We start from the raw sequence: 23,809 nt of genomic DNA, 5'->3' as shown, positions 1-23,809 counted from the left end.
CCCCCGATCTGGGTGCGACATAATGACGGTCCCCATAGTTCAGAGTCTTAGGCAGGGCTCGCCAGACACTGGGGTCTGTCGTCAAACTGTCATGAAAGCGTCGCATAAGCACAGCTGCGGGGCGGCATAGATCGATCCCGGAAGGCGCGCGCTCCTGCGGGACCTTCGAAACCTTCGCGCAAGATTAGCCTCACGCATGCTGACCTGGCTTTCGCTTCTCGTCCTGGCGCTGTTTTCAACGGCGGCCTTCCTGGCCGGTCGTCGTCGCGCCGTGGCGACCGCGGGCAGACGCGCCAGCGCTCTGCATTCGCTGCCCAACTACTACGGGACCTATGCCGCCCTGTGGGCCGGCGCCCCGGCGGCGCTGTTGCTGCTGCTGGGCGCGGCGTTCGGCGGCCGCATCGAGGACGCGGTCCTGCAATCGGAGCGTCCCGCCGCCGTCCAGGCCCTGGAGCCCAGCCGCCAGGACGTCTTCTACAGCGACGCCCACGCCATCGCCGCCGGCCAGACGCCCAGCGAAGTGCTCTACGAGGGCGAGCTGAAGACCGCTCTGGACGCCAAGGTCGCCCAGGCCAAGCGCATCGAGACCCTGCTGAACATCGGCATGATCGCCGCCGCCGGCGTGCTGGCCCTGGCCGGCTTCCTGCTGGCGGTGCCGCGCATCTCGGCGGAATTCCGCGCCCGCAACCGGGTGGAAGGCTGGATCGGCGCGCTGCTGATCGCCTGCTCGGTCGCCGCCGTCCTGACCACCCTGGGCATCGTGCTGTCGCTGGTCTGGGAAAGCTGGCGCTTCTTCCAGAGCGTCAATCCGATCTCGTTCCTGTTCGGGACCGAGTGGAGCCCGCAGATCGCCATGCGCGCCGACCAGGTCGCGTCCGAGGGCGCCTTCGGGGCCGTGCCGCTGTTCGCCGGCACCTTCCTGATCATGTTCATCGCCATGCTGGTGGCCGCGCCCGTCGGCCTCTATTCGGCGATCTATCTGTCGGAATACGCCAGCCGCCCGGTGCGCGGCCTGGTCAAGCCGCTGCTTGAGGTCCTGGCCGGCGTGCCGACCGTCGTCTACGGCTTCTTCGCCGCCCTGACCGTGGGCCCGCTGTTCCGCGCCGGCTTCAACGCCATTGGCGCGATGCTGATCGGCGGTCCGCTGGATGGCGTCGGCCAGTATCTGATGGAAGTCCAGAACCAGATGGCCCTGGTGGCGGGCGTGGTGATGGGGATCATGCTGATCCCGTTCGTCTCCTCGCTGTCGGACGACATCATCAACGCGGTGCCGCAGTCCCTGCGCGACGGCAGCTACGCCATGGGCGCCACCAAGTCCGAGACGGTCAAGAAGGTGGTCCTGCCGGCCGCCCTGCCGGGCATCATGGCCGCCATGCTGCTGGCCGTGTCCCGCGCCGTCGGCGAGACCATGATCGTGACCATGGCTGCGGGCCTGCAGGCCAAGCTGACCGCCAACCCGCTCGACACCGTCACCACCGTGACCGTCCAGATCGTGACCCTGCTCACCGGCGACCAGGAGTTCGACAGCCCCAAGACCCTGTCGGCCTTCGGCCTGGGCCTGACCCTGTTCGTGGTCACCCTGGCCCTGAACATCATCGCCCTGCGCATCGTCCAGAAGTACCGGGAACAATATGACTGACGCGACCCTCGGCGCGGTCGCGCGCCCCGGCCAGTCGGCCGCCGAAGCCCGTCTGAAGAAGCGTCACCGCGCCGAGCGCCTGTTCAAGGCCCAAGGCATCGCGGCGATCGTCATCGCCATGATCTTCCTGGTCGTGCTGGTCGGCCGCGTCGTCGGCCAGGGCTATACGACCTTCCAGACCCACACGATCAGCCTGCCGGTCTACGTCAATCCCGAGCGGATCGACCGCACCGACCTGACCGGCGTCAACTACGACTACATCGTCGCCGAGGCGGTGATGAAGAAGCTGGGCGTGCAGGACGACGACTACGGCACCGTCTCCAGCGAAGTCATGGAGCTGGTCTCGACCGACCTGGGCTTCCAGCTGCTGGACATGGTCAAGGCCGACCAGAGCGTGATCGGCAAGACCGTCGAGATCAAGGGGCCGCTGAAGGCCGACGCCGACCTCTATTTCAAGGGCGAGATGAAGCGCGAGACGCCCGAAGGCGATCGCAAGCTGACCAACATCCAGCTGGACTGGCTGGACAAGCTGCAAGGCGCGGGCATGGTCACCTCGGGCTTCAACACCGCCTTCTTCACCAACTCCGACTCGACCGAGCCCGAGCAGGCCGGCGTGCTGGGCGCGGTGATCGGTTCGGCCATGATGCTGCTGATCACCGCCCTGATCGCGGTGCCGGTCGGCGTGCTGGCCGCCGTCTATCTGGAAGAGTTCGCCCCGAAGAACCGCTGGACCGACATCATCGAGGTCAACATCAACAACCTCGCGGCCGTGCCGTCGATCGTCTACGGCCTGCTGGGCCTGGCGCTGTTCATCAACTGGCTGAACGTGCCGCGCGGCTCGCCGCTGGTCGGCGGCCTGGTGCTGGCCCTGATGGCCCTGCCGACCGTGATCATCGCCACCCGCTCGGCCCTGAAGGCCGTGCCGCCGTCGATCCGCGAAGCCGCCCTGGGCGTCGGCGCGTCCAAGACCCAGACGGTCTTCCACCACGTGCTGCCGCTGGCCATGCCCGGCGTGATGACCGGCGCCATCCTTTCGCTGGCCCACGCCCTGGGCGAGACCGCCCCGCTGCTGATGATCGGTATGGTCTCGTTCGTGCCCGGCGTGCCCGACGGTCTGACCGGCGCGGCCACCGTCCTGCCGGTCCAGGTGTTCATCTGGGAGAACGCCTCGGAGGCGGCCTTCCATGAGCGCACCGCCGCCGCCATTATCGTCCTTCTCGTCTTCATGATCCTCATGAACGCCGCGGCCGTCATCCTGCGCCGCCGCTTCGAGCGCCGCTGGTAGAGCATGACCCGGATCCTGAACCCCCTCGCTTCGCCCCTCGTCCAGGGACACGCCATGACCACCCAGAGCCCCGACGACACCGCCCGTTCGCCGGCCATCCACACCTCGGTCCCGCACGCCCACGCCGGCGCCGCGATCGGCGAGGCGAAGATCCGCGCACGCGACGTCAAGGTGTTCTACGGCGAGAAGCAGGCGCTGTTCGACGTCAGCCTGGACATCCCGGGCAAGTCGGTCACCGCCTTCATCGGCCCGTCGGGCTGCGGCAAGTCGACCTTCCTGCGCTGCATCAACCGCATGAACGACACCATCCCCTCGGCCCGCGTAGAGGGCGCGATCGAGATCGACGGCGCCGACGTCAACGCCAAGAGCGTTGACCCGGTGGTGCTGCGCTCGCGCGTCGGCATGGTGTTCCAGAAGCCCAACCCCTTCCCGAAGACCATCTTCGAGAACGTCGCCTACGGCCCGCGCATCCACGGCCTGGCCACGCGCAAGGACGAGCTGGAAGCCGTCGTCGAGAGCAGCCTGAAGAAGGCCGGCCTCTGGACCGAAGTCGCCGACCGTCTGCACCAGCCGGGCACCGGCCTGTCGGGCGGCCAGCAGCAGCGTCTGGTGATCGCCCGCGCCATCGCCGTGTCGCCCGAAGTCATCCTGATGGACGAACCTTGCTCGGCTCTGGACCCGATCGCCACCGCCCGCATCGAGGAACTGATCGACGAGCTGCGCACGCAGTTCTGCATCGTCATCGTCACCCACTCGATGGCCCAGGCCGCCCGCGTCTCGCAGCGCACGGCCTTCTTCCATCTGGGCAAGCTGGTCGAAAGCGGTCCGACCGAGGAGATGTTCACCAATCCTCGCGACAGCCGCACCCAGGACTACATCACCGGCCGCTTCGGCTAAGCGGGAGGGAGCCGACATGGAACATACCGTCAAATCCTACGGCGAAGAGCTGGCCCACCTCACGGCTGAAGTCACCCGCATGGGCGGGCTGGCCGAGGCCCAGGTCGCCGACAGCATCGGCGCCATCGCCCGCCGCGACGCCCCGCTGGCCCAGGCCGTGGTCGCCGGCGACGAGCGGCTGGACTCGCTGCAGGGCGAGATCGAGCGCAAGGCGTTCCGCCTGATCGCCCTGCGCCAGCCGATGGCCGTGGACCTGCGTCACGCCGTCGCCGCTCTGAAGATCTCGATGAGCCTGGAACGCTGCGGCGACATGGCCAAGAACATCGGCAAGCGCGCCCTGATCCTGACCGAAGCCGACCCGATGACGGCCCTGACCCGCTCTATCGAGCGCATGGGCCGCCTGGTGCAGGGCCGCCTGAAGGACGTGCTGGACGCCTACACGACCTCGGACCTCCAGCGCGCCATCGGCGTGTGGAGCCGCGACGAGGAGGTCGACGAGCACTACAACTCGATCTTCCGCGAACTGCTGACCTACATGATGGGCGACCCGCGCACGATCAACGCGTGCGCGCACCTGCTGTTCGTCGCCAAGAATCTCGAGCGCATCGGCGATCACGCCACGAACATCGCCGAGATCATCCATTTCGAACTGACCGGCGAGGAGCTGGTGTCCCAGCGTCCGAAGCTGGACGTCGTGTCGCAATAATCGAAAGAGGCGGCTGAAGTGACTCCGTACGTTCTGGTGGTCGAAGACGAAGACGCTCTGGCCACGCTGCTCCACTACAACCTCGACAAGGAAGGCTATCGCGTTGGCGTGGCCGGCGACGGCGAGGAAGCCCTGATCATGGCCAACGAGCGGGCCCCGGACCTGGTCATCCTCGACTGGATGCTGCCGAAGGTCTCGGGCATCGAGGTCTGCCGCCGCCTGCGCGGCCGGGCCGAGACCCGCAACGTGCCGATCATCATGCTGACCGCGCGCGGCGAGGAAAGCGATCGCATCCGCGGCCTCGACACCGGCGCCGACGACTACGTGGTCAAGCCGTTCTCGATGGTCGAGCTGACCGCCCGCGTCCGCGCCGTGCTGCGTCGCATCCGCCCGGGCCTGGCCGACGACCGCATCACGGTCGGCGACATCATCATCGACCGGGTGGCTCACCGCGTGAAGCGCGGTGGCAAGGAGATCCACCTGGGCCCGACCGAGTTCCGCCTGCTCGACTATCTGATGCAGCACCCGGGCCGGGTGTTCAGCCGCGAACAGCTGCTGGACGCCGTCTGGGGCTCGGACGTCTATGTCGAGGCCCGCACCGTGGACGTCCACATCGGCCGCCTGCGCAAGGCGCTGAATGGCGACGCCGACGGCGACCCGATCCGCACTGTCCGCTCGGCCGGCTACTCGCTGGATCTGGACGCGGCCTAGAGCCCGAGCCGCTTCAGCAGCTCGTCGCGATAGGTGCGGCTGGTCACGACCTCCGCGCCGCTCTCCATGGTCAGCCGCCAGGAGCCGTCCGACAGCGGGGCGGCGGCGCGCACGCGCGCCAGGTTGACCAGGGTCGAACGGTGGCAGCGGGCGAAGATCTTGCTGTCCAGGCGGGCCTCCAGGGCCTGCAGCGTGCTGCGCAGCAGGCCTTCGCGGTCGGACCAGTGGACAACGACATAGTTGTCGGCCGCGCCGAACCATTCGACCTCGGCGATGTCGACGGGCACGCGTCGCGCGGCGCTCATCACGATGAGGCGCTCGGGCGACGGTAGCTGGGCTGGGGCGGCGGCCTGGGAGAGGGCCTCGCGGGCTTCGGTCAGGGCGGTCTCCAGCACCCGGGCGCGCTTCTTCTCGTCGGCGGCGCGCTGATGGTTGGCGGCGGCCAGGCCGATGGCGATCATGGCGGTGTAGAGCAGCAGGCTGACCGGCAGGCGGCCGAACGTCCGCGCGGCGATCTCGGGACCAGCGATGTATTGGGCGTCGATCGTCGCCGAGACCAGGGCCTCCAGCGGCACGATCAGCGCGCCGGCCTGGTACAGCGCCAGCATGCCGATCGCGCCCGAACCGAACCGACGCAGCAGCCACCAGACGGCTACGGCCGCCGGCAGCCAGGCGGCATAGACGCCGCCCTGCCAGGTCAGCGACTCCAGCACCGACAGCGACCGGCTGCGATCCTCGGCCATCCGCCGGGCGAACCAGGCCGCGCAGACCGTGGTCATCGCCCAGGCATAGGCGGTGAACGCCCATACCCAGGCGGCGGTCGAGATCCGGCTCAGGCGGCCGCCGACAGGCTCCCAGGCCGGCGACGCCGTCGCCACAGCAGGGCCAGGATCCAGATCACGGCCATCGGTTGGAACAGGAGGGTTGGCCAGAGTTGACTCCAGGGCGTCGGCAGGAAGTTCAGGTAGTTGCCCGAGAAGGCGCTGATCACCGCGCCATAGGCGCTCAGCATCTTCACCAGGTGCTCATAGGTCCAGAGGTTCGGCGAGAAAGGCCAGTCGGTCGGGCGAAGAAACCGCCACAGGTCCCAGCCGCCATAGGTGAAGCAGGCATAGACCAGCGCGGCGCTGACCGCCGCCTGTTTGCCGGTCCGACCCTGGATCACCAGGGTCAGCACCCAGGCACCGATGGCCAGCACGGCCAGGGTGACGCCCCAGTCGAGGACGGTGGCGCGTTGGCGAGGATCCAGGTCCGGTCGCTTTCGCCGCAGCACCCGCACGCCGGAGAACAGGGTCAGGGTCGCGGTGGCCGAGAGGGCGGCGAAGTAGGCGCTGAAGTGCAGCGCCGTCATCACCCAGGCGGCGGCCAGCAGGACGCTCATCAGCGCCACGAAGACCCGGCCCGACAGGCGGTGCAGCCGCGAGCCCTTGCGGGTCAGGATCGGCATCAGACCGACGGCGACGAGGGCAAAGCCGCACGCGACGTGTACGGCGAGGGCGGGCGAGAAGATCAGCTTGTCCATGAACCGCACCCTGGCGATCAGCGCCGGTATCGCCACGGTCATGGGGCGAACGACAGCCGCGAGGGGCGAACGGCTTGACCCGAGGCCGCGCCCAAGCCACACCCCGGCCTCATGGAAAAGCTGACCATCCTCCTCGTCGGGTCCGGCGGGCGTGAGCACGCCCTGGCCTGGAAGATCGCCCAGTCGCCGCTGTGCGGCCGCCTCGTCGCCGCCCCGGGCAATCCGGGCATCGCGGCCGTCGCCGAGCTGCGTAATGTCAAGGCGACCGACGCCGATGCGCTGGTGGCCCTGGCCCAGGAGATCGGCGCGGATCTGGTGGTGGTCGGTCCGGAATCGGCGCTGGAAGTCGGTCTGGCCGACAAGCTGGCCGAGGTCGGCATTCCCTGCTTCGGCGGCAGCCAGCGCGCGGCGCAGCTGGAGACCTCCAAGGCCTTCACCAAGGACTTCTGCCATCGTCACGGTCTGCCGACGGCGGCCTATGGCGTGTTCGAGGACGCGGCCTCGGCCGGCGCCTTCCTGGATGCGCTGGAGGCCCCGTTCGTGATCAAGGCCGACGGCCTGGCCGCCGGCAAGGGCGTGGTCATCGCTCGCGACCGCGCCGCCGCCGATGCGGCCGTGCTCGACATGCTGGGCGGCCGCTTCGGCTCGGCCGGCGCACGGGTGGTGATCGAGGAGTTCATGCACGGCGAGGAGGCCTCGCTGTTCGCCCTCTCCGACGGCAAGACCGCGGTGCTGTTCGGCGCGGCCCAGGACCACAAGCGCGCCTATGACGGCGACGAGGGTCCCAACACCGGCGGCATGGGCACCTATTCGCCGCCGCCCGTCCTGACCCCGGACCTGATCGACCAGGCCTGGCGCGAACTGATCGTGCCGACCGTCGAGGGCATGGCCGCAGAGGGCAATCCTTATGTCGGCGTGCTCTATGCCGGCCTGATGCTGACCCCGATGGGTCCGAAGCTCGTGGAATACAACGCCCGCTTCGGTGATCCCGAGTGCCAGACCCTGATGCTTCGCCTGGAGAGCGACATCGTTCCGATCCTGCTGGCCTGCGCCAAGGGTGAGCTGGCCTCGGCCGAGCCGCCGACGTGGCGCGAGGAGGCGGCGATCTGCGTGGTGCTGGCGGCCGAGGGCTATCCCGACGCCCCCAAGACTGGCGGCCTGATCCAGGACGCTGAGGCCGACTTCGGCGACGAGGCGGTGGTCTTCCACGCCGGCACGACCCGCGACGCGCAAGGCGCTCTTCGGGCGTCTGGCGGCCGGGTGCTGAACGTCTGCGCCCTGGGCGCGACCCTGCACGAGGCCCGCGACGTGGCCTATGCCGCTCTCGGGACCATCAGCCTGGAAGGCGGCTTCTACCGCAGCGACATCGGGTGGCGGGCGCTGAAGGGCTGAGGCTGCCGCCGGGAGAGGCTTGCCACCCGCGCCCCACGCTCTAAACTCCCTTTCAAACAAGCGTTGGGGAGAAAGCGCATGGCTGAAGCCGCTGAACAGTCCGCCCAGGATCTGAACTCGGGCACCAAGCCTGTCGACCCGCGCCACGCGATCGACGAGGCCAAGCTGGCCGCCTGGCTTGAAGCCAATGTCGAGGGCTATGCGGGCCCGCTGGAGGTGCGCCAGTTCAAGGGCGGGCAGTCCAACCCGACCTATCAGCTGGTCACGCCGGCCAAGAAATACGTCCTGCGCCGCAAGCCGCCGGGCAAGCTGCTGCCGTCCGCCCACGCCGTCGACCGCGAGTTCAAGGTGATCTCCGGCCTGAACAAGGCCGACTTCCCCGTCGCCAAGGCTTACGCCCTGTGCATGGACGAGGACGTGATTGGCACGATATTCTACGTCATGGACAATGTCGAAGGCCGGATCCTGTGGGACGGGACCCTGCCGGACTACCAGCCCGCCGAGCGCCGGGCGATCTATGAGGCCGAGATCGACACCCTGGCGGCTCTGCACAATGTCGACTACGCGGCCGTGGGCTTGGCCGACTACGGCAAGCCCGGCAACTATTTCGCCCGCCAGATCGACCGCTGGACCAAGCAGTACAAGGCCTCGGAGACCCGGACGATCGACGAGATGGAGCAGCTGATCGATTGGCTGCCCAAGAGCTGCCCGGTCGACGACAAGACCTCGATCGTCCACGGCGACTACCGCCTGGACAACATGATTCTGCACGCCACCGAACCGCGCGTGGTGGCCGTGCTGGACTGGGAGTTGTCGACCCTGGGCAATCCGTTGGCCGACTTCAGCTACTTCCTGATGAACTGGGTGATGCCGTCCGACCAGCGTGGCGGCCTGGCCGAGATCGCCGACCTGCAGGCCTATGGCGTCCCGACCATCCCGCAGGCGGTCGAGCGCTACTGCAAGGCCACCGGCCGCGACGGCCTGCCCGAGCTGGACTGGTATTTCAGCTACAACCTCTTCAGACTGGCCGGCATCTGCCAGGGGATCGTCGGCCGCGTCCGTGACGGCACGGCCGCCAGCGCCCATGCGCAGCTGATGGAAGCGCGCGTGCCGGTCCTGGCCAAGGGCGCCTGGGAGTTCGCGCAAAAAGCGGGGGCTTAGGGGTTTCATGAAGACGTATCTGGCGGGTGTCGGCGCTCTGGTTCTAGCTGGGGCGCTGAGCAGCGCCGCGTGCGCGCAAAGCTCGACGAATGGGACGGTCTTCGTGCAGGCCGGCCGCCTGCTGGCCGACCCGGCGAGCGGCAAGGTCGAGACGGCCAAGACCCTGGTGCTGGAGAACGGCAAGGTCGCGCGCATCGTCGACGGCTATGTCGCCGAGCCCGGCGGGACGGTGGTCGACCTGAAGGACAGCTTTGTCTTGCCCGGCCTGATCGACAGCCACGTCCACCTGACCGGCGAGCAGAACCCCAACGGCCGGCTGCAGGCAGTGACCCGCTCGGCCGCCGACGACGCCCTGGTCGGGGCCGGCTTCGCCCGCAAGACCCTGATGGCCGGCTTCACGACGGTCGCGGACCTCGGGGCTGACAACAAGGCGATCTTCGCCCTGCGCGAGGGCATCAAGCGCGGCGACGTGCCCGGTCCGCGCGTGATCGCCGCCGGCTCGGCCGTGTCGGTCCATGGCGGCCACGGCGACGTCAACGGCTACAGCGAGGAGGTCATGCACGTGCTGCGGCCGACCTCGGTGTGCTCGGGGCCCGACGACTGCCGCCGCGCCGTGCGCGAGCAGGTCTGGCTGGGCGCCGACATCATCAAGATCACCGCCACTGGCGGCGTACTCTCCAACACCGCCGCAGGCCTGAACCAGCAGTTCTCGGACGCCGAACTGGCGGCCATCGTCGAGACCGCCCACCGCATGGGCCGCAAGGTCACCGCCCACGCCCACGGCGTCGACGGCATCAACAGCTTCCTGAAGGCCGGCGGCGACTCGATCGAGCACGGCACCTATCTGGACCCCGAGAGCATCGCCGCCTTCAAGAAGAACGGCGCCTATCTGGTCCCAACCCTGATGGCCGGCGACTTCGTCTATCGGATCGCCTCGGGCCCGAACAATTTCATGACCCCGGCCCAGACGGCCAAGGCCCTGGATGCTGGGCCGAAGATGCTGGAGATGGCCCGCCGCGCCCATGCCGGCGGGGTGAAGATCGCTTTCGGCACCGACACCGGCGTCTCGGCCCACGGCGACAACGCCGGCGAGTTCGCCCTGCTGGTCAAGGCGGGCCTGACCCCGCTGGAGGCCATCCAGACGGCCACCGTCAACGCTGCCGCCCACTTCTCGCTGAGCAGCGAGATCGGGACCCTGGCGCCGGGCAAGGCCGCCGACCTGATCGCCGTGAAGGGCGACCCGCTGAAGGACGTCACCGAACTCCAGCGCGTGACGTCGGTCGTGAAGGGCGGGGTGGTCTACAAGTAGCTAAAGGCCGATGTCGGCCAGCAGCTTCTCCACCGCCGCCTCGTCGTCGAAGCGGGCGCGGACCGGCCAGGGCGTGACGCGCTCGCGCCACTTGGCGGGCAGGCGGACCCAGTCCTTTTCGGTGGTGACCAGGCCCGCGTCATAGACCCGGGCGCGGTCGGCCAGCAGCTTCAGGGTGGCTTCGTCATATTCGCCGTGATCGGGGAAGGGGGCGAAGTCGACCAGCTGGCAGCCGGCGGCGGTCAAGGCCTTCTCGACCTTCCAGGGCTTGCCGATGCCGGCGAAGCCGACTTGCGGGCCCTTAGGGACAGGCGCGGCGGCCTCCAGGCGGGCGACCAGCACCGGCATGTCGCCGAAGGTCACCAGCAGGTCGAAGTCCGGCTCCGCGACATCGACCGGCAGCAGCACGATCACCGCGTCGGCGCGCGACAGCCCCACCTTCAGCGGCTCGCGCATCGGGCCGGCGGGAAAGACGCGGCCGTCGCCGAACGGCCACTCGCCGCCGCGGGTCTCGCCGTCGACGACAACCAGCGAGAGAGCCTTCTTGACGCTGGGGTTCTGGTGGCCGTCGTCCATGACGATGGCCTGGGCGCCAGCGCCGGTCGCCGCCTTGGCCCCGGCCACGCGGTCGACCGCGACCCACATCGGAAAGTCCTGGGCCAGCATCAGCGGCTCGTCGCCGACGTCCTTGGCGGTGTGGCGGTGGGTGTCGACCCGGGTCGGCCCCTTCAGCTTGCCGCCATAGCCGCGCGACAGGCCGTGGGCGGCGACGCCCCGGCGGGTCAGGATCAGCAACAGCTCGCGGACGATCGGGGTCTTGCCGGCCCCGCCCATGGTGACGTTGCCGACGCAGATCACCGGCGCGCCGACCAGGGCTGGACGGGTGCGGGCAATGCGGCGGCGCGTGGCGTCGGACCAGATCCACGACAGCGGAGTCAGCAGGGCGCGGGTCAGCGGGGCGGGACCGCCCGTCTTGACGTACCACCAGCGGGGCGTGCCGAGTTTCATGAGGCTATCTTGGGAACGAGCTCGAGAATGCGGGAGAGGCCGGCGCGGGCCTCGTGGTCGCGGGCGTCGACATAGGCCCGGGCCTTGGCGGCGCGGGCCTTCGCGGAGGCAGGGTCGGCAAGGTCGGCGGCGATCGCATCGCGCAGGTCTTCCGGCGAGGTCATGACCACCCCGTCAGCCGCCTCCAGGCCGGCGAAGGCCGAGGTCCAATTCTCGACGAACGGGCCGCTGATCACCGGGCTGTCCAGGCGCGCGGCCTCCAGCGGGTTGTGGCCGCCGATGCCGGGCACGAGGCTGCCGGCGATGACCGAGGTTCCGGCCACGCGGAACCACAGCCCCATCTCGCCCAGGGTGTCGGCGACCAGGATATCGGCAGGCTCCCGCGACTGGCTGCGCAGGCTGGCCGAGAGGCCTCGGGCTCTGGCCAACTCGACGATCGCCGGGCCGCGTTCGACGTGGCGCGGCGCCAGCACGACCGGTGGACGGTCCGGCAGGGCGGTGATGGCGTCGAGCACGATCTCGTCCTCGCCCGGATGGGTGCTGGCGATCAGCAAGGGGGGGCGCTCGAAGCTGATGTCCGGGGCCATGGCCGGCAACGGCGCGGCGCCGAACTTCAGGTCGGCCTCGCCGGCGACCACGCCGCCCAGGGCCTGGAGACGCTCAGCAGCGCGGGCGTCTTGGGCCAGGATCAGGTCGAAGCTGCCCAGCAGCTGGCGGGCCGCGTTGGGACGCTTCTGCCAGCCGGCATAGCTCTTGTCCGACAACTTGGCCGAGACCAGGGCCAGGCGCGTGCCGGCGGCCTTGGCCTCCAGCAGAAGGTTCGGCCACAGCTCGCTCTCCACGAACACCGCCAGGGATGGCTTCCAGCGGGCGATAAACCGCCGCGCCGCGCCGGGGGCGTCGACCGGCACGTACTGGTGAATCGCCCCGGCCGGCAGTCGCCTGGCCAGCAGGGCGGCCGAGGTGGTGGTGCCCGAGGTGACCAGAACCGTGACCTCCGGCCGCTCGACCCGCAGGCGCTCGACCAAGGGCAGGATCGACAGGCTTTCGCCGACGCTGGCCCCGTGCAGCCAGACCAGCGGGCCTTCCGGGCGCGCGATCTCGGCGCGGCCGAGGCGCTCATTCAGGCGCGCGGGATCCTCCTTGCCCTGGCGGGCGCGGCCGGCCAGCAGGCTGGGGGCGAGGGGTTCGAGCAGGCCCGTGGCGAGCTGGTAGAGCTTGAGGGCGGAGGGCCGGATCACACCACGCCTTCAGGAGCCAGGGCGCAGGCGTGGCCGCTGTGGCTGCTCTCGACCTGGATGGTCACGTGGCCGATCTTGAACCGGCTGGCCAGTTCGGCGCAGGCGTCGTGCAGGAACTGGTCGTGGTCGCCGTCCAGCGGCCGCACCACGTGGGCGGTCATCGCCGTCTCTGTCGTGCTCATCGCCCAGATGTGCAGGTCGTGGACCTCGCTGACGCCGGGCCGCGTGGCCAGCCACTCGCGCACCTTCGTCGCGTCGATGCCGCGCGGCGTGGCGTCCAGGGCCATGTCCAGGGAGTCGCGCAGCAGGCCCCAGGTGCCCAACACGATGACCAGGACGATGGCCAGGCTGACTACCGGGTCCAGCCACAACCAGCCGGTGACGCCCATGGCCAGGGCCGCGATCACCACGCCCGCCGAGACGCCGGCGTCGGCGGCCATGTGCAGGAAGGCCCCGCGGATGTTCAGATCGTCCTTGGCGCCCTTCATGAACATCAGGGCCGTGGCGGTGTTGATGGCGATGCCGATGGCGGCGACGATCATCACCGGACCGGTCTCGATCGGATGCGGATCGGCGAAGCGGCGCACGGCTTCCCAGGCGATGGCGCCCACGGCCAACAGCAGCAGGGCCGCGTTGCCCAGCGAGGCCAGGATGGTGCCCTTGCGCAGGCCGTAAGTGCGGCGGGCGCTCGGGGCGCGCTTGGCCAGAACGGCCGCGCCCCAGGCCAGCAGCAGGCCCAGCACGTCCGACAGATTGTGACCGGCGTCGGCCAGCAGGGCCAGCGAGCCGGTGATGAGGCCCGCGCCCGCCTCGACCAGCACGAAGCCCAGGTTCAGCGCCGTACCGATCGCGAAGGCGCGGCCGAAGTCCTTGGGCGCGTGGCTGTGCCCGTGGTGGCCGTGCCCGTGCCCATGGTGGTGATGGCCGTGACCGTGCGCGTGGTCATGACCGTGATGGTCATGATCGTGTTTGTGGTCGTGTCCGGAATGATCGTGCGGCATGGCCCTACATCCCACCAAGGACCGGCGGGATCAATCTTCGACCAGCTGCTCGGCGCGGCGAGTGACGGCCGAGAGGCGCTGCGCCCACGCCGCGACCAGCTGGTCGGGATCGTCGCCGCGGCCGGCGCCGGTGGGGCCGTCCCAGACCATGGCGGCCTTGGCGAAGGGCAGGGGGATCATGGTGGCGTCCCACGAGCCCAGGCGGATGCAGGGCTTGGCGGCCAGGCCGACGAAGATCACGGGCGCGCCGGTGACGCGGGCCAGAGAAGGCGTGCCCTTCTCCATGTGCTCGGCCGGGCCGCGGGGGCCGTCCGGCGTGATGGCGATGCCGCCGCCGTCCTTCACCCACTTGACCATGTCGCGGAAGGCCTGTTCGCCGTGCTTGTTCTTGGCCAGGTCGGTCTTCTTGGCCGAGGAGCCGCGGATCGAGGGGAAGCCCAGCTTCTCGACCGTGCGGGCGATGAACTCGCCGTCGTTGGAGCGCGAGATCAGGGCGCGCATGTCCTGGCGGCCGGGGTCCTGCGGCCAGCTGAGCGGCGACATCGGGATGCGCGAATGCCAAAAGCACAGGATCGCGCCGGCTCCGGTTTCACGGCCTTGCGCCCACACGGCCTCGGCCTGCTCGCGGCCTTCTTCGGTCATGCGCAATGTCTTGAAGACGAATTTGGAATAGCCAGCGAAGATCGAGGACAGCAGCCAGATCACGAACGGCGAACGCAGGGGCCTCAAGCGTCAGTCTCCGGCATATGGTCGAGATCCTGCGCCTTGGCCAGGCGGGCATAGAGGCCGCCGGCCTGGACCAGCTGGGCGTGGGTTCCGGTCTCGACGACCGCGCCCTTGTCGATGACATAGATGCGGCTGGCGTTCTTCACGGTCGACAAGCGGTGGGCGATCAAGATCGTGGTGCGGCCGGTCATCAGCCGCTCCAGCGCCGCCTGGACCTGGGCCTCGCTCTCGGTGTCCAGCGCGCTGGTGGCCTCGTCCAGTAGCAGGATCGGAGCGTCCTTCAGGAAGGCGCGGGCGATGGCGATGCGCTGGCGCTGGCCGCCGGACAGGCGTGCGCCAGCCTCGCCGACGGACGTGTCGTAGCCCTCGGGCAAGGCCAGGATGAAGTCGTGGGCGGCGGCCTGGCGCGCGGCGGCCTCGATCTCAAGCTGACTGGCCCCGGGGCGGGCATAGGCGATGTTGGCGCGGATGCTGTCGTCGAACAGGAACGGCTCCTGGGTGACCAGGGCGATACGGTCGCGCAAGCTGGCTAGGGTCACCGAACGCACGTCATGGCCGTCGATCGCCACCGAGCCGCCGGTGACGTCGTAGAAGCGCGGGATCAGGTTCAGGATCGAGCTCTTGCCGCCGCCCGAGGGGCCGACCAGGGCCACGGTCTCGCCGCGCCGGGCCTCCAGCGAGACGTCAGACAGGGCGGGGGCGTCCGGGCCATAGGCGAAGCGGACGGCCTTCAGGGCGATGGCGCTTTCGCCGGCCGGCAGGGCGCGGGTGTCGGCCGGATCGACGATGGTCGGGGCGATGTCCAGGGCGGCGAACAGGCGGCGGGCGGCGGTGAAGCCCTCGCTGAACACCGTCTGCAGGTTGGCCACCTGGCGCAGCGACTGGGCGGCCATCAAGAGGCTGGTCAGGAAGGCGAAGAACACGCCCGCGGTGATCGGGGCCAGGGTGAACGGGCCGACGGTCAGCACGCCGCTGGTCGCCCGCCAGCCGGCGTAGACGAAGACCAGCGCCACCAGGATGGTGGTGAAGGTCTCGGTGGCGGGGGCGGCCATGGCGCGGGCGTTGCTGCCCTTGATCAGGTGGCGCTGGCGACGCTCGACCACGGCTCCGACGCGAGCCTCCTCGTGGGCCTCGCGGTTCTCCATCTTGACGATCTTGATGCCGTCCAGGCTCTCCATGATCGCGGTCGAGAGATTGGAGGTCTCGCCCATGGCCCCCTTGGCGGCCTTGGTGGTCTTCTTGGAGAAGCCGCGCATGATCAGGCTGGCCACAGGGGCCACGACCAGCACGCCGGCGGCCAGGATCGGATCCAGCGCAAACATGGCGATCAGCGCGCCGATCACGGTCAGGAACTCGCGGACATAGTTGACGACGCCGGTGGTCGCCGCCTCGCGGATCAGGCCGGCGTCATACAGCACCGAGGCGACGTAGGAGCCGGAGTGCGCGCCGCGCAGCTGGGCCAGGTCCGAGCGCACCAGCCGGCCGAACAGGCGCACCTGCATGTCGCCCACCACGCCGTTGCCGATGCGGTTGATGACATTGGCCTGGATCACCTGGAACACGCCGCGCGCCAGGGCCAGGGCGGCGATGCCCAGCGGGATCAGCCAGATGGCGTTGGGTTTGGGATGGGTGATCAGCTGGTCGATGGCCGGCTCGATGATCCGGGCCAACTGCACAGACAGGAAGGCCACGATCGCGGCGCTGACCATCGAGACCGCCAGGCCCTTCCAGCGGGCTTGCAGGAACTCGCGCCACATCCGGCCCATCAGGACGCGGTTGGAGAGCGGCTTGGGTTCCGAGGTCGTCATGGCCGAGGGGTCGGATTTCGAGACGTGGCTGTCAACGCGATTTTGCCTTTCCGGCCTGATCCGCCTACTTAGGCGCTGTATTTCCGAAGGATCGCGCCCGCTTGGCCAAGTTCGACCTGACCACCGCCTGGGGCCGGTTCAAGGCCTATCTCGACTTCCTGTGGAACGACCACGCCTATCTGCGGCTGGGCTTTTCCAACGCACACTGGATCAGCCCCGAGATGGTCCGCGCCAACCAGCCCTGGCCGTTCCAGCTGGCCTGGTGGAAGAAGCGCGGCATCAAGACCATCGTCAATCTGCGCGGCGGCTTCGACGGCAGCTTCTACGCGCTGGAGAAGGACGCCTGCCAGCGCCTGGGCCTGAACTTCGTCGACTTCACGATTACGTCGCGCGAGGTGCCGATCCGTGAGCGGGTGCGGGGCGCGAAGGAGCTGTTCGACAAGATCGAATATCCGGCCCTGATGCACTGCAAGTCGGGCGCGGACCGGGCCGGGATCATGAGCGTGTTCTACGCCCACTATCGCTTGGGCCTGCCGATCCGGGAAGCGATGGAGCAACTGTCGCCGCGCTACCTGCACATCAAGCACGGCAACACCGGGGTGCTGGACTACACCTTCGAGCAGTATCTGGAAGTGGGCGAGCCCAAGGGGCTGACCTTCAGCGAGTGGGTCGAGAGCGACGACTACGACCCGGTCGCGATGAAGAAGACCTTCCGGGCGAACATGCTGGGGAAGGTGTTGGTCGATAAGGTGCTGCGGCGGGAATAGGGGCGACTTGCCCCCTCCGGGCCTTCGGCCCTCCTCCCCCAGAGGGGGAAGACGGGTCTTCGTCTGCCCCCTCTGGGGGGCGGACGACCGCGAAGCGGTCAGGTGGGGGCCAGTGACCCGGCTCCCGTTAGGCCTCAGCCCTCGCTGCTCGGATCCAGCAGCTTGTGGGCGTGGATGATGAAATACCGCGCGTGGGCGTTGTCCACCGTCGCCTGGGCCTTGGCCTTCCAGGCCTTGTGAGCCTCTTCGTAGCTGGGATAGGCGCCGACGAACTCGACCTGGCTCAGATCACGGAACTCGATGTTCGCGACGTCCTTCAGTTCGCCGCCTACGACGATATGGAGAAGCTGTTTATCGGCCATTTGAAGCATGTTCCTGCGTGGAATGTTTTTATGGCAGTTCGATATGCCCGACGCGTGACAGGATCAATGGCGCCAGAGCCTTATTGGCGCAAACCAGGCTCGGAACCGTCGGAACGGGGCGATTATAGGCGAAGTCGCGGCCCTTGTGGTCGCTGACCCAGGCGCCGGCCCGGCGACAGATCAGCTCGGCTGCGGCCAGGTCCCACTCGCTCTTCGGCGACAGGGCGATGGCGGCGTCGAAGGCGCCGGAGGCCACCAGGCACATGCGATAGGCGATCGAGTTGCGGCTCTCGACCCGCATCGCCGGCCACGGCTCGCGCCAGGCCGGATGGCCGAACATCTTGGCGTCGCCCAGCATGGCGCAGTCCAGCAGTTCGCCGGTGGCGCTGGGCGCGATCGGCGCGCCGTTCAGGGTGACGGGGCCGTCGAGCGTGGCGACGAAGGTCTCATCCAGGGCCGGGGCGTGGACGACGCCGGCGATCGGCTGGCCGTTCTCGACCACGGCGATCGAGACGGCGAACCACGGCTTGCCCTTCATGAAGGCCACGGTGCCGTCGATCGGGTCGACCACGAACTGCCGGCGGGTGGACAGGCGGGCCGGATCGTCGGCCGTCTCTTCCGACAGCCAGCCATAGTCGGGCCGCTCGGCCATCAGCTCGGTCTTCAGCAGGGTGTCGACGGCCAGGTCGGCGTCGGTGACCGGCGAGCCGCCGTCCTTGGACCAGATCTTCAGGCCGCTCTCGCGCGCCGAGAGCGCCAGCTCGCCGGCTTCCGTGGCGGCTTGAAGGATCAGGTCCAGGTCGTTCATTTGCCCGCGATCGCTAGGGCGTCGACCAGGATCGACGGACTGTTGCTGGAGCCCCGGAACTCCAGGTCCGAGCCAGGGACCAGGCGGGCGTAGATGTCGATCAGGTTGCCGGCCACGGTGATCTCGGTGACCGGGCCGGTGCTCTCGCCGTTCTCGAACCAGACGCCCGAACAGCCCACCGACCAGTCGCCGGTGTTGCCGTTCAGCGAGGGGCCAAACATCGAGGTGACCAGCAGGCCTGTGCCGGCGTCTTTCATCAGTCCCGCCAGATCCTGGGCGCCGGGCTGGAGCGTCAGGTTGTGGGTCGAGACGCCCGAGGGGCCGGCCAGGCCGCGCGAGGCGTGGCCGGTGGTGACCAGGCCCAGCTGCTTGGCCGAACTGGTGTTCATCAGCCAGGTGGTCAGCACGCCGTCGTCGATCAGGGCGCGGGCTTCCGTCGCCACGCCCTCGTCGTCGAACGGGGCCGAGCCCAGGCCGCGCACGCGGTGGGGATCTTCCAGCAGATGGACGCCCTTGGCGAAGATCTGCTGGCCCAGCTTGTCCTTCAGGAACGAGGTGCCGCGGGCGATCGACGGGCCCGAGATCGCGCCCAGCAGCGGGCCGATCAGGCTCATGGCCAGGCGGTTCTCGAAGATCACCGGGGCGGTGGTCGAGGCGATCTTGCGCGGGTTGAGGCGGGCCACCGCCTGGCGGCCGGCCTCCATGCCGATGTCGCCGGCGGCCGGCAGGTCGCCGAAGTGGCGGGTCGAGCGGCCTTCGCCGCCGCGTTCCATGCCCGCGCCCTCGCCGGCGATGGCCGAGGCCGACACCGAGTGGCCGGTGGCCGCGTGGGTCCCGTGGAAGCCATCGCTGGTGACCAGCGCCCAGCGCGACGACGACCAGCTGCCCGAGCCGCCGTCGGAATTGGTCACGCCCTTGACCGCGCGCGCATGCTCCTCGGCGATGCGGGCCTGGGTCTCGAGGGTTTCGGCCGTGGGCTCGTAGGCGTCGATCAGGTCGAGTTCGGGGAACGGCCCCTTGGCCAGGCGATCCTGCGGCGCGAGGCTGGCATAGGGATCTTCCGGGGCCAGGCGGGCCATGGCCACGGCGCGCTCGACCAGCTTGGCGCGGGCCTCGGCGGAAACGTCCGAGCCGGAGACGGTGGCGCTGCGGTTGCCGATGAACACGCGCAGGCCCAGATCGCGGGCCTCCTCGCGCTCGACCTCTTCCAGCTCGCCCAGGCGGACCGAGACGGAGAGGGATTGGCGCTCGGCGAAAACGGCTTCGGCGGCGTCCGCCCCGGCCTTGCGCGCGGCGGCGATCACGTCATGCAGCAGATTATCGTCCATGCGGTCTTATGGACGAGGTCTCCTCCCCCGTGCAACGGGGGAGGTGGCGCGAAGCGCCGGAGGGGGCGAACTGGATGGCGGCCGAGCTGGCCCCCTCCGTCAGCTCCGCCGACACCTCCCCCGCATCGCGGGGGAGGAGAATTTAGCCGATCGCCGACAGCAGCAGGGCGACGCCGGCGAAGATGTAGGCCAGCCAGGTGGCGACCATGCCGACCGCGCGCGGGATCGAGGCGCCGCCACTGTTGGACAGGCCCACGGCGTGGACCACGCGGCCGGCGAACAGCACGAAGCCCACCACGTGGATAGCCAGCGGCGCGGCGCCGGCCACGGCCAGCACGGCGATGGCGGCGATGCCGGTCGGGACATATTCGGTGGCGTTGCCGAAGGCGCGGATGGCGCGGGCCAGTTCCGGAATACCCTCGTCGCCCAGCGCCACCTTGTGCTTCTGACGCAGGCGCACGACCAGCAGAGACAGGGTCAGCAGCAGGAACAGGTGCAGGCCGGCCCACAGGGCGGCCGCGTGGCCGGAAGCGATGACGTCCATGCGCGGACCCTTCGTCTACACAAAAGCGGGCCGCATATGGGCCCGTCTTCGGCGGAGAAGGCAACCGCTAACCTTAAGCGTTGGGTTCAGCGCAGGCTGTAGCCGCCGTCGGAAAACAGGGTCGCCGCCGTCGTGAAGCCGTTGGTCAGCAGGAACAGCACCGCCTGGGCGATCTCGCCCTCAGACCCCGGACGGCCGACCAGCGAGCCAGCAGTCTGGCCGGCGAAGGCGGCTTGCCGGACCTCAGCCGGGCGGCGACGCCAGAGGTCGCCGTCGATGGTCCCGGGCGCGATGACATTGACCCGCACCGGCGCCAGATCGACCGCCAGGCCGCGCCCGAACGCCTCGACTGCACCGTTGGCCGCGGCATACAGGGCCGCGCCCCTTGGGGGACGGGCGCTGGCGGCGCCGGACATCAGCACCACTGCGCCGTCACGGGCCAGCTTGGGCGCAGCGGCTCGCACGCAGCGCACCTGACCCCAGAACTTGCCCTCGAACGGCGAGGCCAGGGCCGTCTCCTCGGGATGGTCGAACGGCGCGATCGCGTAGGAGGCGGCCGGGGTGAACAGATAGTCGATGCGGTCGACGGCTTCGAAGAACCGGGCCACCGACGCGATGTTCCCGACGTCGATCTGCGCCGTCTGGGCCGCATCACCCAAGGTTTCGCGGACGCGGTCCAGCCGCTCGGCCGAGCGGCCGCCGATCACCACGCGCCCGCCACCGGCCACGAAGGCGCGCGCCGTCGCCAGGCCCAGCCCAGAGCTTCCGCCCACCACCACCAGGGTCTTGTCATCGTATCGCATGGCTGGACGGTAGGCCGGGAAGGCGGCGAGGCGGAAACGACTTGAATTCGGATCATTATGGAATTTCCTTCCACAATGATCTTGCTTCCTTCTCCCGACCGCTACGGCGGCATCCGCGCCTTTGTGGCGGTGGCCGAGCATGGCGGTTTCGCGGCCGCTGCGCCGGCGCTGGGCCTTTCGCCCTCGGCGGTCGGCAAGGCGGTGCAGCGGCTGGAGGCGAGGCTGGGCGTGCGCCTGCTGCAACGGACGACCCGCGCCGTGGCCCTGACCGACGACGGCCGCCGCTTCCACGCGCGCTGCGTCCAGGCCCTGGCCGACCTGGCCGAGGCCGAGGCGGAGCTCCGGCGGGGGCAGGGTGAGCCCTCGGGCCTGCTGCGGGTAGCCTTGCCGCCGCTGCTGGGGCGGACCTTCGTCATGCCGGTGCTGCTGGACCTGGCCAATCGCTGGCCCAGTCTGCGGCTGGAGGTGAGCTTCGACGTTCGGGCCGCCCACCTGACGGCCGAGGGCGTCGATCTGGCGGTGCGGATCGGAACCCTGGACGACCGCGCGGGCCTCGCAGCCCGGCCGCTGGGCGTCCAGCGGCGGGTGGTCTGCGCGACACCGGCCTATCTGGAAGCGCACGGAAAACCCTCGCGGGTGGAGGATCTGGCTGGCCATGACTGCGTCGTCGAGGCGCGCGATGGCCGCGCGACGCCCTGGGCCTATGTCGATGAGACAGGCGCCGCGCGTGTCCTGGCGGTCCAGGGACGGGTGCGGATCGGCGACGCGCTGGGCCTGGCCGAGGCGGCGCGGGCGGGCGCGGGATTGGCCATGGTTCCGCGCTGGCTGGTCGCGGAGGACCTGCACCGCGGCCGGCTGGAGGCGGTGCTGGACGGGGTCTTCGACACGCCCCTGCCGGTCAATCTGGTCTGGCCGCGCACGCCATATCCCAGCGCCCGGCTGCGGGCGGCGATCGACGCCCTGGTTGAAGCTTACGCCGCCGCTCCGCCCTGGAGCGCCTAGTTCTCGAGGTCTAGTTTTCTCTGGCGATCGGGTACAGCAGGTGGTGGTCGTCGTAGAAGGGTGTGCGCTTGTAGAACCAGGCCAGACGCGCATCGGGATCGGCGGCGAACTTGGGCTCGGCGGCCAGCTTGGCCTCGAACTGCGCCGTCAGCTTCGGATCGGCGGCCAGCATCTTCTCGGCCAGCGGGGCGATGGCGTAGGCCTCGATATATTCCACGCGGCTCAGCACCTCGGGGATCATGCCCCAGGCGAAGAAGCTCTCGCTGGACTGCGGCTCCAGCAGCAGCACGACCAGATCGCCCAGCGTCTGGTCCGTCGACACGCGCACAGAGCCCTTGGGGAACACCCAGTCACGGGTCTCGGTGGTGATAGTCTCGACGCTGATCTGGACGTGGCCTTCGTTGGCGCGGGCAGCAAGCTTGGGGTCGGTCAGGCGGATCATCTCGACCTTGATCGTCTTTTCGGCCGGCAGGGTTTCCAGCGTCACGCCGTGCAGCTTCAGCCGCTCGATCAGGTCGGCGCGGTAGCTGGGCACGTAGTAGGCGCTCGGGCGCTTCAGCGTCAGGCCCGGCTTGGAGCCGTAGAACGGCGTCTGCCAGATCTCCGGATCGGCCACGCCCAGCCAGCGCACTTCCTTCCGGCCCGAGGCGGGGCTGTCGTAGTACTCGTACTCGATGCCCTTGAAGGCCCGCATGTAGGCCGGCTTGGGATCGGAAACGAAGTTGGCCGGGATCTCGGCGGGGCGCAGGGCGCTGTCGGCGGCGATGGCGGCGCGCAGGTCGCCGCCCTTGTTGGCCAAGAGCTTCAGGGCCGTCTCGATGAAGACATAGGTGCCCAGCACGCGTTGGGCGTGGGGCTTGAGGCTGTGGTTCTCGATCAGGATGGTCGGGACGTGGGCGGCCGCGCCCCAGCCGTTCGAGTAGCGCTCGCCCAGGCCGCCGTCCGAGAAACCGGCCTTGGGATTGTGCTCGTCGACGCCGAACACCAGCTCGCCCGGGATGTGGCCCTGCGCCTCCAGGCTCTGGTTCATGGCCGGCTTCAGCACGCCGTCCAGCCACTTGGCGATGGCTGGCGAGCGGTTCCAGACCCCGTTCTCGCCGTTGAAGCCGTAGGTGACGTCGTACTGGTAGTCCATGCCGTCGGTCACGTGGACGTCGACATAGAGATCGGCCTTGTACTTGGCCTGCAGGCGCTTCAGCGCCTGCATCTCCGGCTGGTCCAGCTTCATGAAGTCGCGATTGAGGTTCTGGTTGGTCGCGGTGTTGCGCCAGCCCTGGATGCGCGGCCCGCGCTGGTTGGGACGCGAATAGGGGCCCGAGCGCTCGTGGCCGTCGACGGACAGGATCGGGATCAGGACCAGGTTGACCTTGTCCAGCAGCCCATCCTTGCCGTGGAAGGCCATGTCCCGCAGCAGCATCATGCCGGCGTCCTTGCCGTCGATCTCGCCGGGATGGATGCCGGCCTGGATCAGCAGCAAGGGCTTCTTCGGATCCAGCGTGTCGCCGTCCTTGGAGGCGATCACGGCGAAGATGGCGCGACCCTGCGGCGAGACGCCGAAGTCCTCGACGCGGATCAGCTTGCTGGCCTTGTCCAGCCGGTCGAACCAGGCGCGGGTGTCGACATAGGTCGGCGAGAAGTCGTGGGCCGGATCGGCCTCGAACGCGGTCGCCCACGGATCGGACTTGTCGCGGATCAGCGCCTGGCTGGCGCCCTGCCAATGCGGGGCGGGCGGCAGGAAGGCTTCGTCCCAGGGGGCTTTGGTCTTTGCGTCCGGGACTTGGGCCATGGT

At 69.2% G+C, this 23,809-nt stretch carries 23 protein-coding genes; 10 read left to right on the top strand and 13 right to left on the bottom strand.

The annotated features are described in order from the left end of the window. The first annotated feature begins 196 nt into the window (after positions 1-196). The 5 genes from pstC to phoB are packed head-to-tail and all read left to right on the top strand — an operon-like array spanning position 197 to position 5,238. Entirely contained in the window at positions 197-1,639 is a 1,443-nt protein-coding gene (gene pstC / locus ABDW31_RS03335) for a phosphate ABC transporter permease subunit PstC (protein ID WP_184716040.1), read from the top strand. Next, a complete protein-coding gene (gene pstA / locus ABDW31_RS03330) occupies positions 1,632-2,924 on the top strand; it encodes a phosphate ABC transporter permease PstA (protein ID WP_184716042.1) in 1,293 nt (430 codons plus the stop codon). Before pstC ends, pstA begins: the two co-directional genes overlap by 8 nt. A gap of 54 nt (positions 2,925-2,978) precedes the next feature. Further along, positions 2,979-3,821, top strand: coding sequence for a phosphate ABC transporter ATP-binding protein PstB (pstB, locus tag ABDW31_RS03325; protein ID WP_184716044.1), 843 nt, complete (start codon positions 2,979-2,981; stop codon positions 3,819-3,821). A 16-nt stretch (positions 3,822-3,837) separates the two neighbouring features. Beyond that, positions 3,838-4,527, top strand: a complete 690-nt coding sequence (gene phoU / locus ABDW31_RS03320; RefSeq protein ID WP_184716045.1) for a phosphate signaling complex protein PhoU — start codon at positions 3,838-3,840, stop codon at positions 4,525-4,527. Between the two features lie 18 nt (positions 4,528-4,545). Next, positions 4,546-5,238 (top strand): phosphate regulon transcriptional regulator PhoB, encoded by a 693-nt coding sequence (phoB, locus tag ABDW31_RS03315; RefSeq protein ID WP_184716048.1) that lies wholly within the window; start codon positions 4,546-4,548, stop codon positions 5,236-5,238. Here phoB and ABDW31_RS03310 read toward each other — a convergent pair. Beyond that, on the bottom strand, positions 5,235-6,116 hold the full coding sequence (locus ABDW31_RS03310; protein ID WP_343698287.1) for a LytTR family DNA-binding domain-containing protein: 882 nt from the start codon (positions 6,114-6,116) through the stop codon (positions 5,235-5,237). The two genes, phoB and ABDW31_RS03310, sit on opposite strands and share 4 nt — an antisense overlap. After that, complete coding sequence (locus ABDW31_RS03305; protein WP_343698286.1) at positions 6,071-6,802, bottom strand: hypothetical protein; 732 nt, start codon at positions 6,800-6,802, stop codon at positions 6,071-6,073. Before ABDW31_RS03305 ends, ABDW31_RS03310 begins: the two co-directional genes overlap by 46 nt. A 69-nt stretch (positions 6,803-6,871) precedes the next feature. Here ABDW31_RS03305 and purD point away from each other — a divergent pair, with 69 nt between their 5' ends. From purD to ABDW31_RS03290, 3 genes are all read left to right on the top strand, one after another. Then, the gene (purD, locus tag ABDW31_RS03300) at positions 6,872-8,152 is read left to right on the top strand and encodes a phosphoribosylamine--glycine ligase (protein ID WP_184716049.1); all 1,281 of its coding nucleotides are present in this window, start codon (positions 6,872-6,874) and stop codon (positions 8,150-8,152) included. Between the two features lie 78 nt (positions 8,153-8,230). Continuing rightward, a complete protein-coding gene (locus tag ABDW31_RS03295) occupies positions 8,231-9,313 on the top strand; it encodes a phosphotransferase family protein (RefSeq protein ID WP_184716051.1) in 1,083 nt (360 codons plus the stop codon). A gap of 7 nt (positions 9,314-9,320) precedes the next feature. Beyond that, entirely contained in the window at positions 9,321-10,622 is a 1,302-nt protein-coding gene (locus ABDW31_RS03290; RefSeq protein WP_184716053.1) for an amidohydrolase family protein, read from the top strand. Here the strand turns inward: ABDW31_RS03290 and lpxK are convergent, their stop codons facing one another. Genes lpxK through ABDW31_RS03265 form a run of 5 tightly spaced genes read right to left on the bottom strand, consistent with a single transcriptional unit; the run spans position 10,623 to position 16,406 of the window. Further along, a complete protein-coding gene (lpxK, locus tag ABDW31_RS03285) occupies positions 10,623-11,630 on the bottom strand; it encodes a tetraacyldisaccharide 4'-kinase (protein WP_184716055.1) in 1,008 nt (335 codons plus the stop codon). Beyond that, positions 11,627-12,871 carry a 3-deoxy-D-manno-octulosonic acid transferase gene (locus tag ABDW31_RS03280; protein ID WP_184716058.1) on the bottom strand — a complete coding sequence of 415 codons (1,245 nt, stop codon included), beginning with the start codon at positions 12,869-12,871 and terminating at the stop codon, positions 11,627-11,629. Before ABDW31_RS03280 ends, lpxK begins: the two co-directional genes overlap by 4 nt. Further along, the gene (locus ABDW31_RS03275) at positions 12,868-13,872 is read right to left on the bottom strand and encodes a cation diffusion facilitator family transporter (protein WP_184716060.1); all 1,005 of its coding nucleotides are present in this window, start codon (positions 13,870-13,872) and stop codon (positions 12,868-12,870) included. The genes ABDW31_RS03280 and ABDW31_RS03275 overlap by 4 nt, the downstream gene beginning before the upstream one ends. Before the next feature lie 30 nt (positions 13,873-13,902). After that, entirely contained in the window at positions 13,903-14,601 is a 699-nt protein-coding gene (locus ABDW31_RS03270; RefSeq protein ID WP_184716063.1) for a lysophospholipid acyltransferase family protein, read from the bottom strand. Beyond that, complete coding sequence (locus tag ABDW31_RS03265; protein ID WP_184716065.1) at positions 14,598-16,406, bottom strand: ABC transporter ATP-binding protein; 1,809 nt, start codon at positions 16,404-16,406, stop codon at positions 14,598-14,600. The genes ABDW31_RS03270 and ABDW31_RS03265 overlap by 4 nt, the downstream gene beginning before the upstream one ends. Before the next feature lie 101 nt (positions 16,407-16,507). Between ABDW31_RS03265 and ABDW31_RS03260 the strand changes: the two genes are divergently transcribed. Beyond that, a complete protein-coding gene (locus ABDW31_RS03260) occupies positions 16,508-17,173 on the top strand; it encodes a tyrosine-protein phosphatase (RefSeq protein ID WP_184716067.1) in 666 nt (221 codons plus the stop codon). A 134-nt stretch (positions 17,174-17,307) separates the two neighbouring features. Here the strand turns inward: ABDW31_RS03260 and ABDW31_RS03255 are convergent, their stop codons facing one another. The 5 genes from ABDW31_RS03255 to ABDW31_RS03235 form a co-directional block, all read right to left on the bottom strand. After that, complete coding sequence (locus tag ABDW31_RS03255) at positions 17,308-17,544, bottom strand: DUF4170 domain-containing protein (protein WP_172265883.1); 237 nt, start codon at positions 17,542-17,544, stop codon at positions 17,308-17,310. Positions 17,545-17,563: 19 nt separating this feature from the next. Further along, complete coding sequence (locus ABDW31_RS03250; protein WP_184716069.1) at positions 17,564-18,343, bottom strand: 3'(2'),5'-bisphosphate nucleotidase CysQ; 780 nt, start codon at positions 18,341-18,343, stop codon at positions 17,564-17,566. Beyond that, a complete protein-coding gene (locus ABDW31_RS03245) occupies positions 18,340-19,671 on the bottom strand; it encodes a TldD/PmbA family protein (RefSeq protein WP_343698285.1) in 1,332 nt (443 codons plus the stop codon). Before ABDW31_RS03245 ends, ABDW31_RS03250 begins: the two co-directional genes overlap by 4 nt. Before the next feature lie 142 nt (positions 19,672-19,813). After that, the gene (locus ABDW31_RS03240; protein ID WP_184716073.1) at positions 19,814-20,215 is read right to left on the bottom strand and encodes an MAPEG family protein; all 402 of its coding nucleotides are present in this window, start codon (positions 20,213-20,215) and stop codon (positions 19,814-19,816) included. 86 nt (positions 20,216-20,301) lie between these two features. Beyond that, complete coding sequence (locus tag ABDW31_RS03235) at positions 20,302-21,018, bottom strand: SDR family oxidoreductase (protein ID WP_184716075.1); 717 nt, start codon at positions 21,016-21,018, stop codon at positions 20,302-20,304. Between the two features lie 75 nt (positions 21,019-21,093). Between ABDW31_RS03235 and ABDW31_RS03230 the strand changes: the two genes are divergently transcribed. Then, a complete protein-coding gene (locus ABDW31_RS03230; RefSeq protein ID WP_184716077.1) occupies positions 21,094-22,020 on the top strand; it encodes a LysR family transcriptional regulator in 927 nt (308 codons plus the stop codon). A gap of 10 nt (positions 22,021-22,030) precedes the next feature. Here the strand turns inward: ABDW31_RS03230 and ABDW31_RS03225 are convergent, their stop codons facing one another. Beyond that, positions 22,031-23,806 carry a M14 family metallopeptidase gene (locus ABDW31_RS03225; protein ID WP_343698304.1) on the bottom strand — a complete coding sequence of 592 codons (1,776 nt, stop codon included), beginning with the start codon at positions 23,804-23,806 and terminating at the stop codon, positions 22,031-22,033. Positions 23,807-23,809: the final 3 nt, after the last annotated feature.

Origin of the sequence: Caulobacter sp. (assembly GCF_039596335.1) — a bacterium.
GTDB lineage: Bacteria > Pseudomonadota > Alphaproteobacteria > Caulobacterales > Caulobacteraceae > Caulobacter.
Note: the sequence above shows the minus strand (reverse complement) of the source record. Positions and strands in the feature narration are given on the sequence as shown.

Bases quoted from the DNA above. Each gene is read 5' to 3' on its own strand.
- phoU (WP_184716045.1), top strand. From the start codon at position 3,838: ATGGAACATACCGTCAAATCCTACGGCGAAGAGCTGGCCCACCTCACG.
- pstC (WP_184716040.1), top strand. From the start codon at position 197: ATGCTGACCTGGCTTTCGCTTCTCGTCCTGGCGCTGTTTTCAACGGCG.
- ABDW31_RS03305 (WP_343698286.1), bottom strand. From the start codon at position 6,802: ATGACCGTGGCGATACCGGCGCTGATCGCCAGGGTGCGGTTCATGGAC.
- purD (WP_184716049.1), top strand. From the start codon at position 6,872: ATGGAAAAGCTGACCATCCTCCTCGTCGGGTCCGGCGGGCGTGAGCAC.
- pstA (WP_184716042.1), top strand. From the start codon at position 1,632: ATGACTGACGCGACCCTCGGCGCGGTCGCGCGCCCCGGCCAGTCGGCC.
- ABDW31_RS03290 (WP_184716053.1), top strand. From the start codon at position 9,321: ATGAAGACGTATCTGGCGGGTGTCGGCGCTCTGGTTCTAGCTGGGGCG.
- ABDW31_RS03265 (WP_184716065.1), bottom strand. From the start codon at position 16,406: ATGACGACCTCGGAACCCAAGCCGCTCTCCAACCGCGTCCTGATGGGC.
- lpxK (WP_184716055.1), bottom strand. From the start codon at position 11,630: ATGAAACTCGGCACGCCCCGCTGGTGGTACGTCAAGACGGGCGGTCCC.
- ABDW31_RS03275 (WP_184716060.1), bottom strand. From the start codon at position 13,872: ATGCCGCACGATCATTCCGGACACGACCACAAACACGATCATGACCAT.
- ABDW31_RS03235 (WP_184716075.1), bottom strand. From the start codon at position 21,018: ATGCGATACGATGACAAGACCCTGGTGGTGGTGGGCGGAAGCTCTGGG.
- ABDW31_RS03255 (WP_172265883.1), bottom strand. From the start codon at position 17,544: ATGCTTCAAATGGCCGATAAACAGCTTCTCCATATCGTCGTAGGCGGC.
- ABDW31_RS03245 (WP_343698285.1), bottom strand. From the start codon at position 19,671: ATGGACGATAATCTGCTGCATGACGTGATCGCCGCCGCGCGCAAGGCC.
- ABDW31_RS03250 (WP_184716069.1), bottom strand. From the start codon at position 18,343: ATGAACGACCTGGACCTGATCCTTCAAGCCGCCACGGAAGCCGGCGAG.
- ABDW31_RS03230 (WP_184716077.1), top strand. From the start codon at position 21,094: ATGATCTTGCTTCCTTCTCCCGACCGCTACGGCGGCATCCGCGCCTTT.
- ABDW31_RS03225 (WP_343698304.1), bottom strand. From the start codon at position 23,806: ATGGCCCAAGTCCCGGACGCAAAGACCAAAGCCCCCTGGGACGAAGCC.
- ABDW31_RS03295 (WP_184716051.1), top strand. From the start codon at position 8,231: ATGGCTGAAGCCGCTGAACAGTCCGCCCAGGATCTGAACTCGGGCACC.
- ABDW31_RS03240 (WP_184716073.1), bottom strand. From the start codon at position 20,215: ATGGACGTCATCGCTTCCGGCCACGCGGCCGCCCTGTGGGCCGGCCTG.
- pstB (WP_184716044.1), top strand. From the start codon at position 2,979: ATGACCACCCAGAGCCCCGACGACACCGCCCGTTCGCCGGCCATCCAC.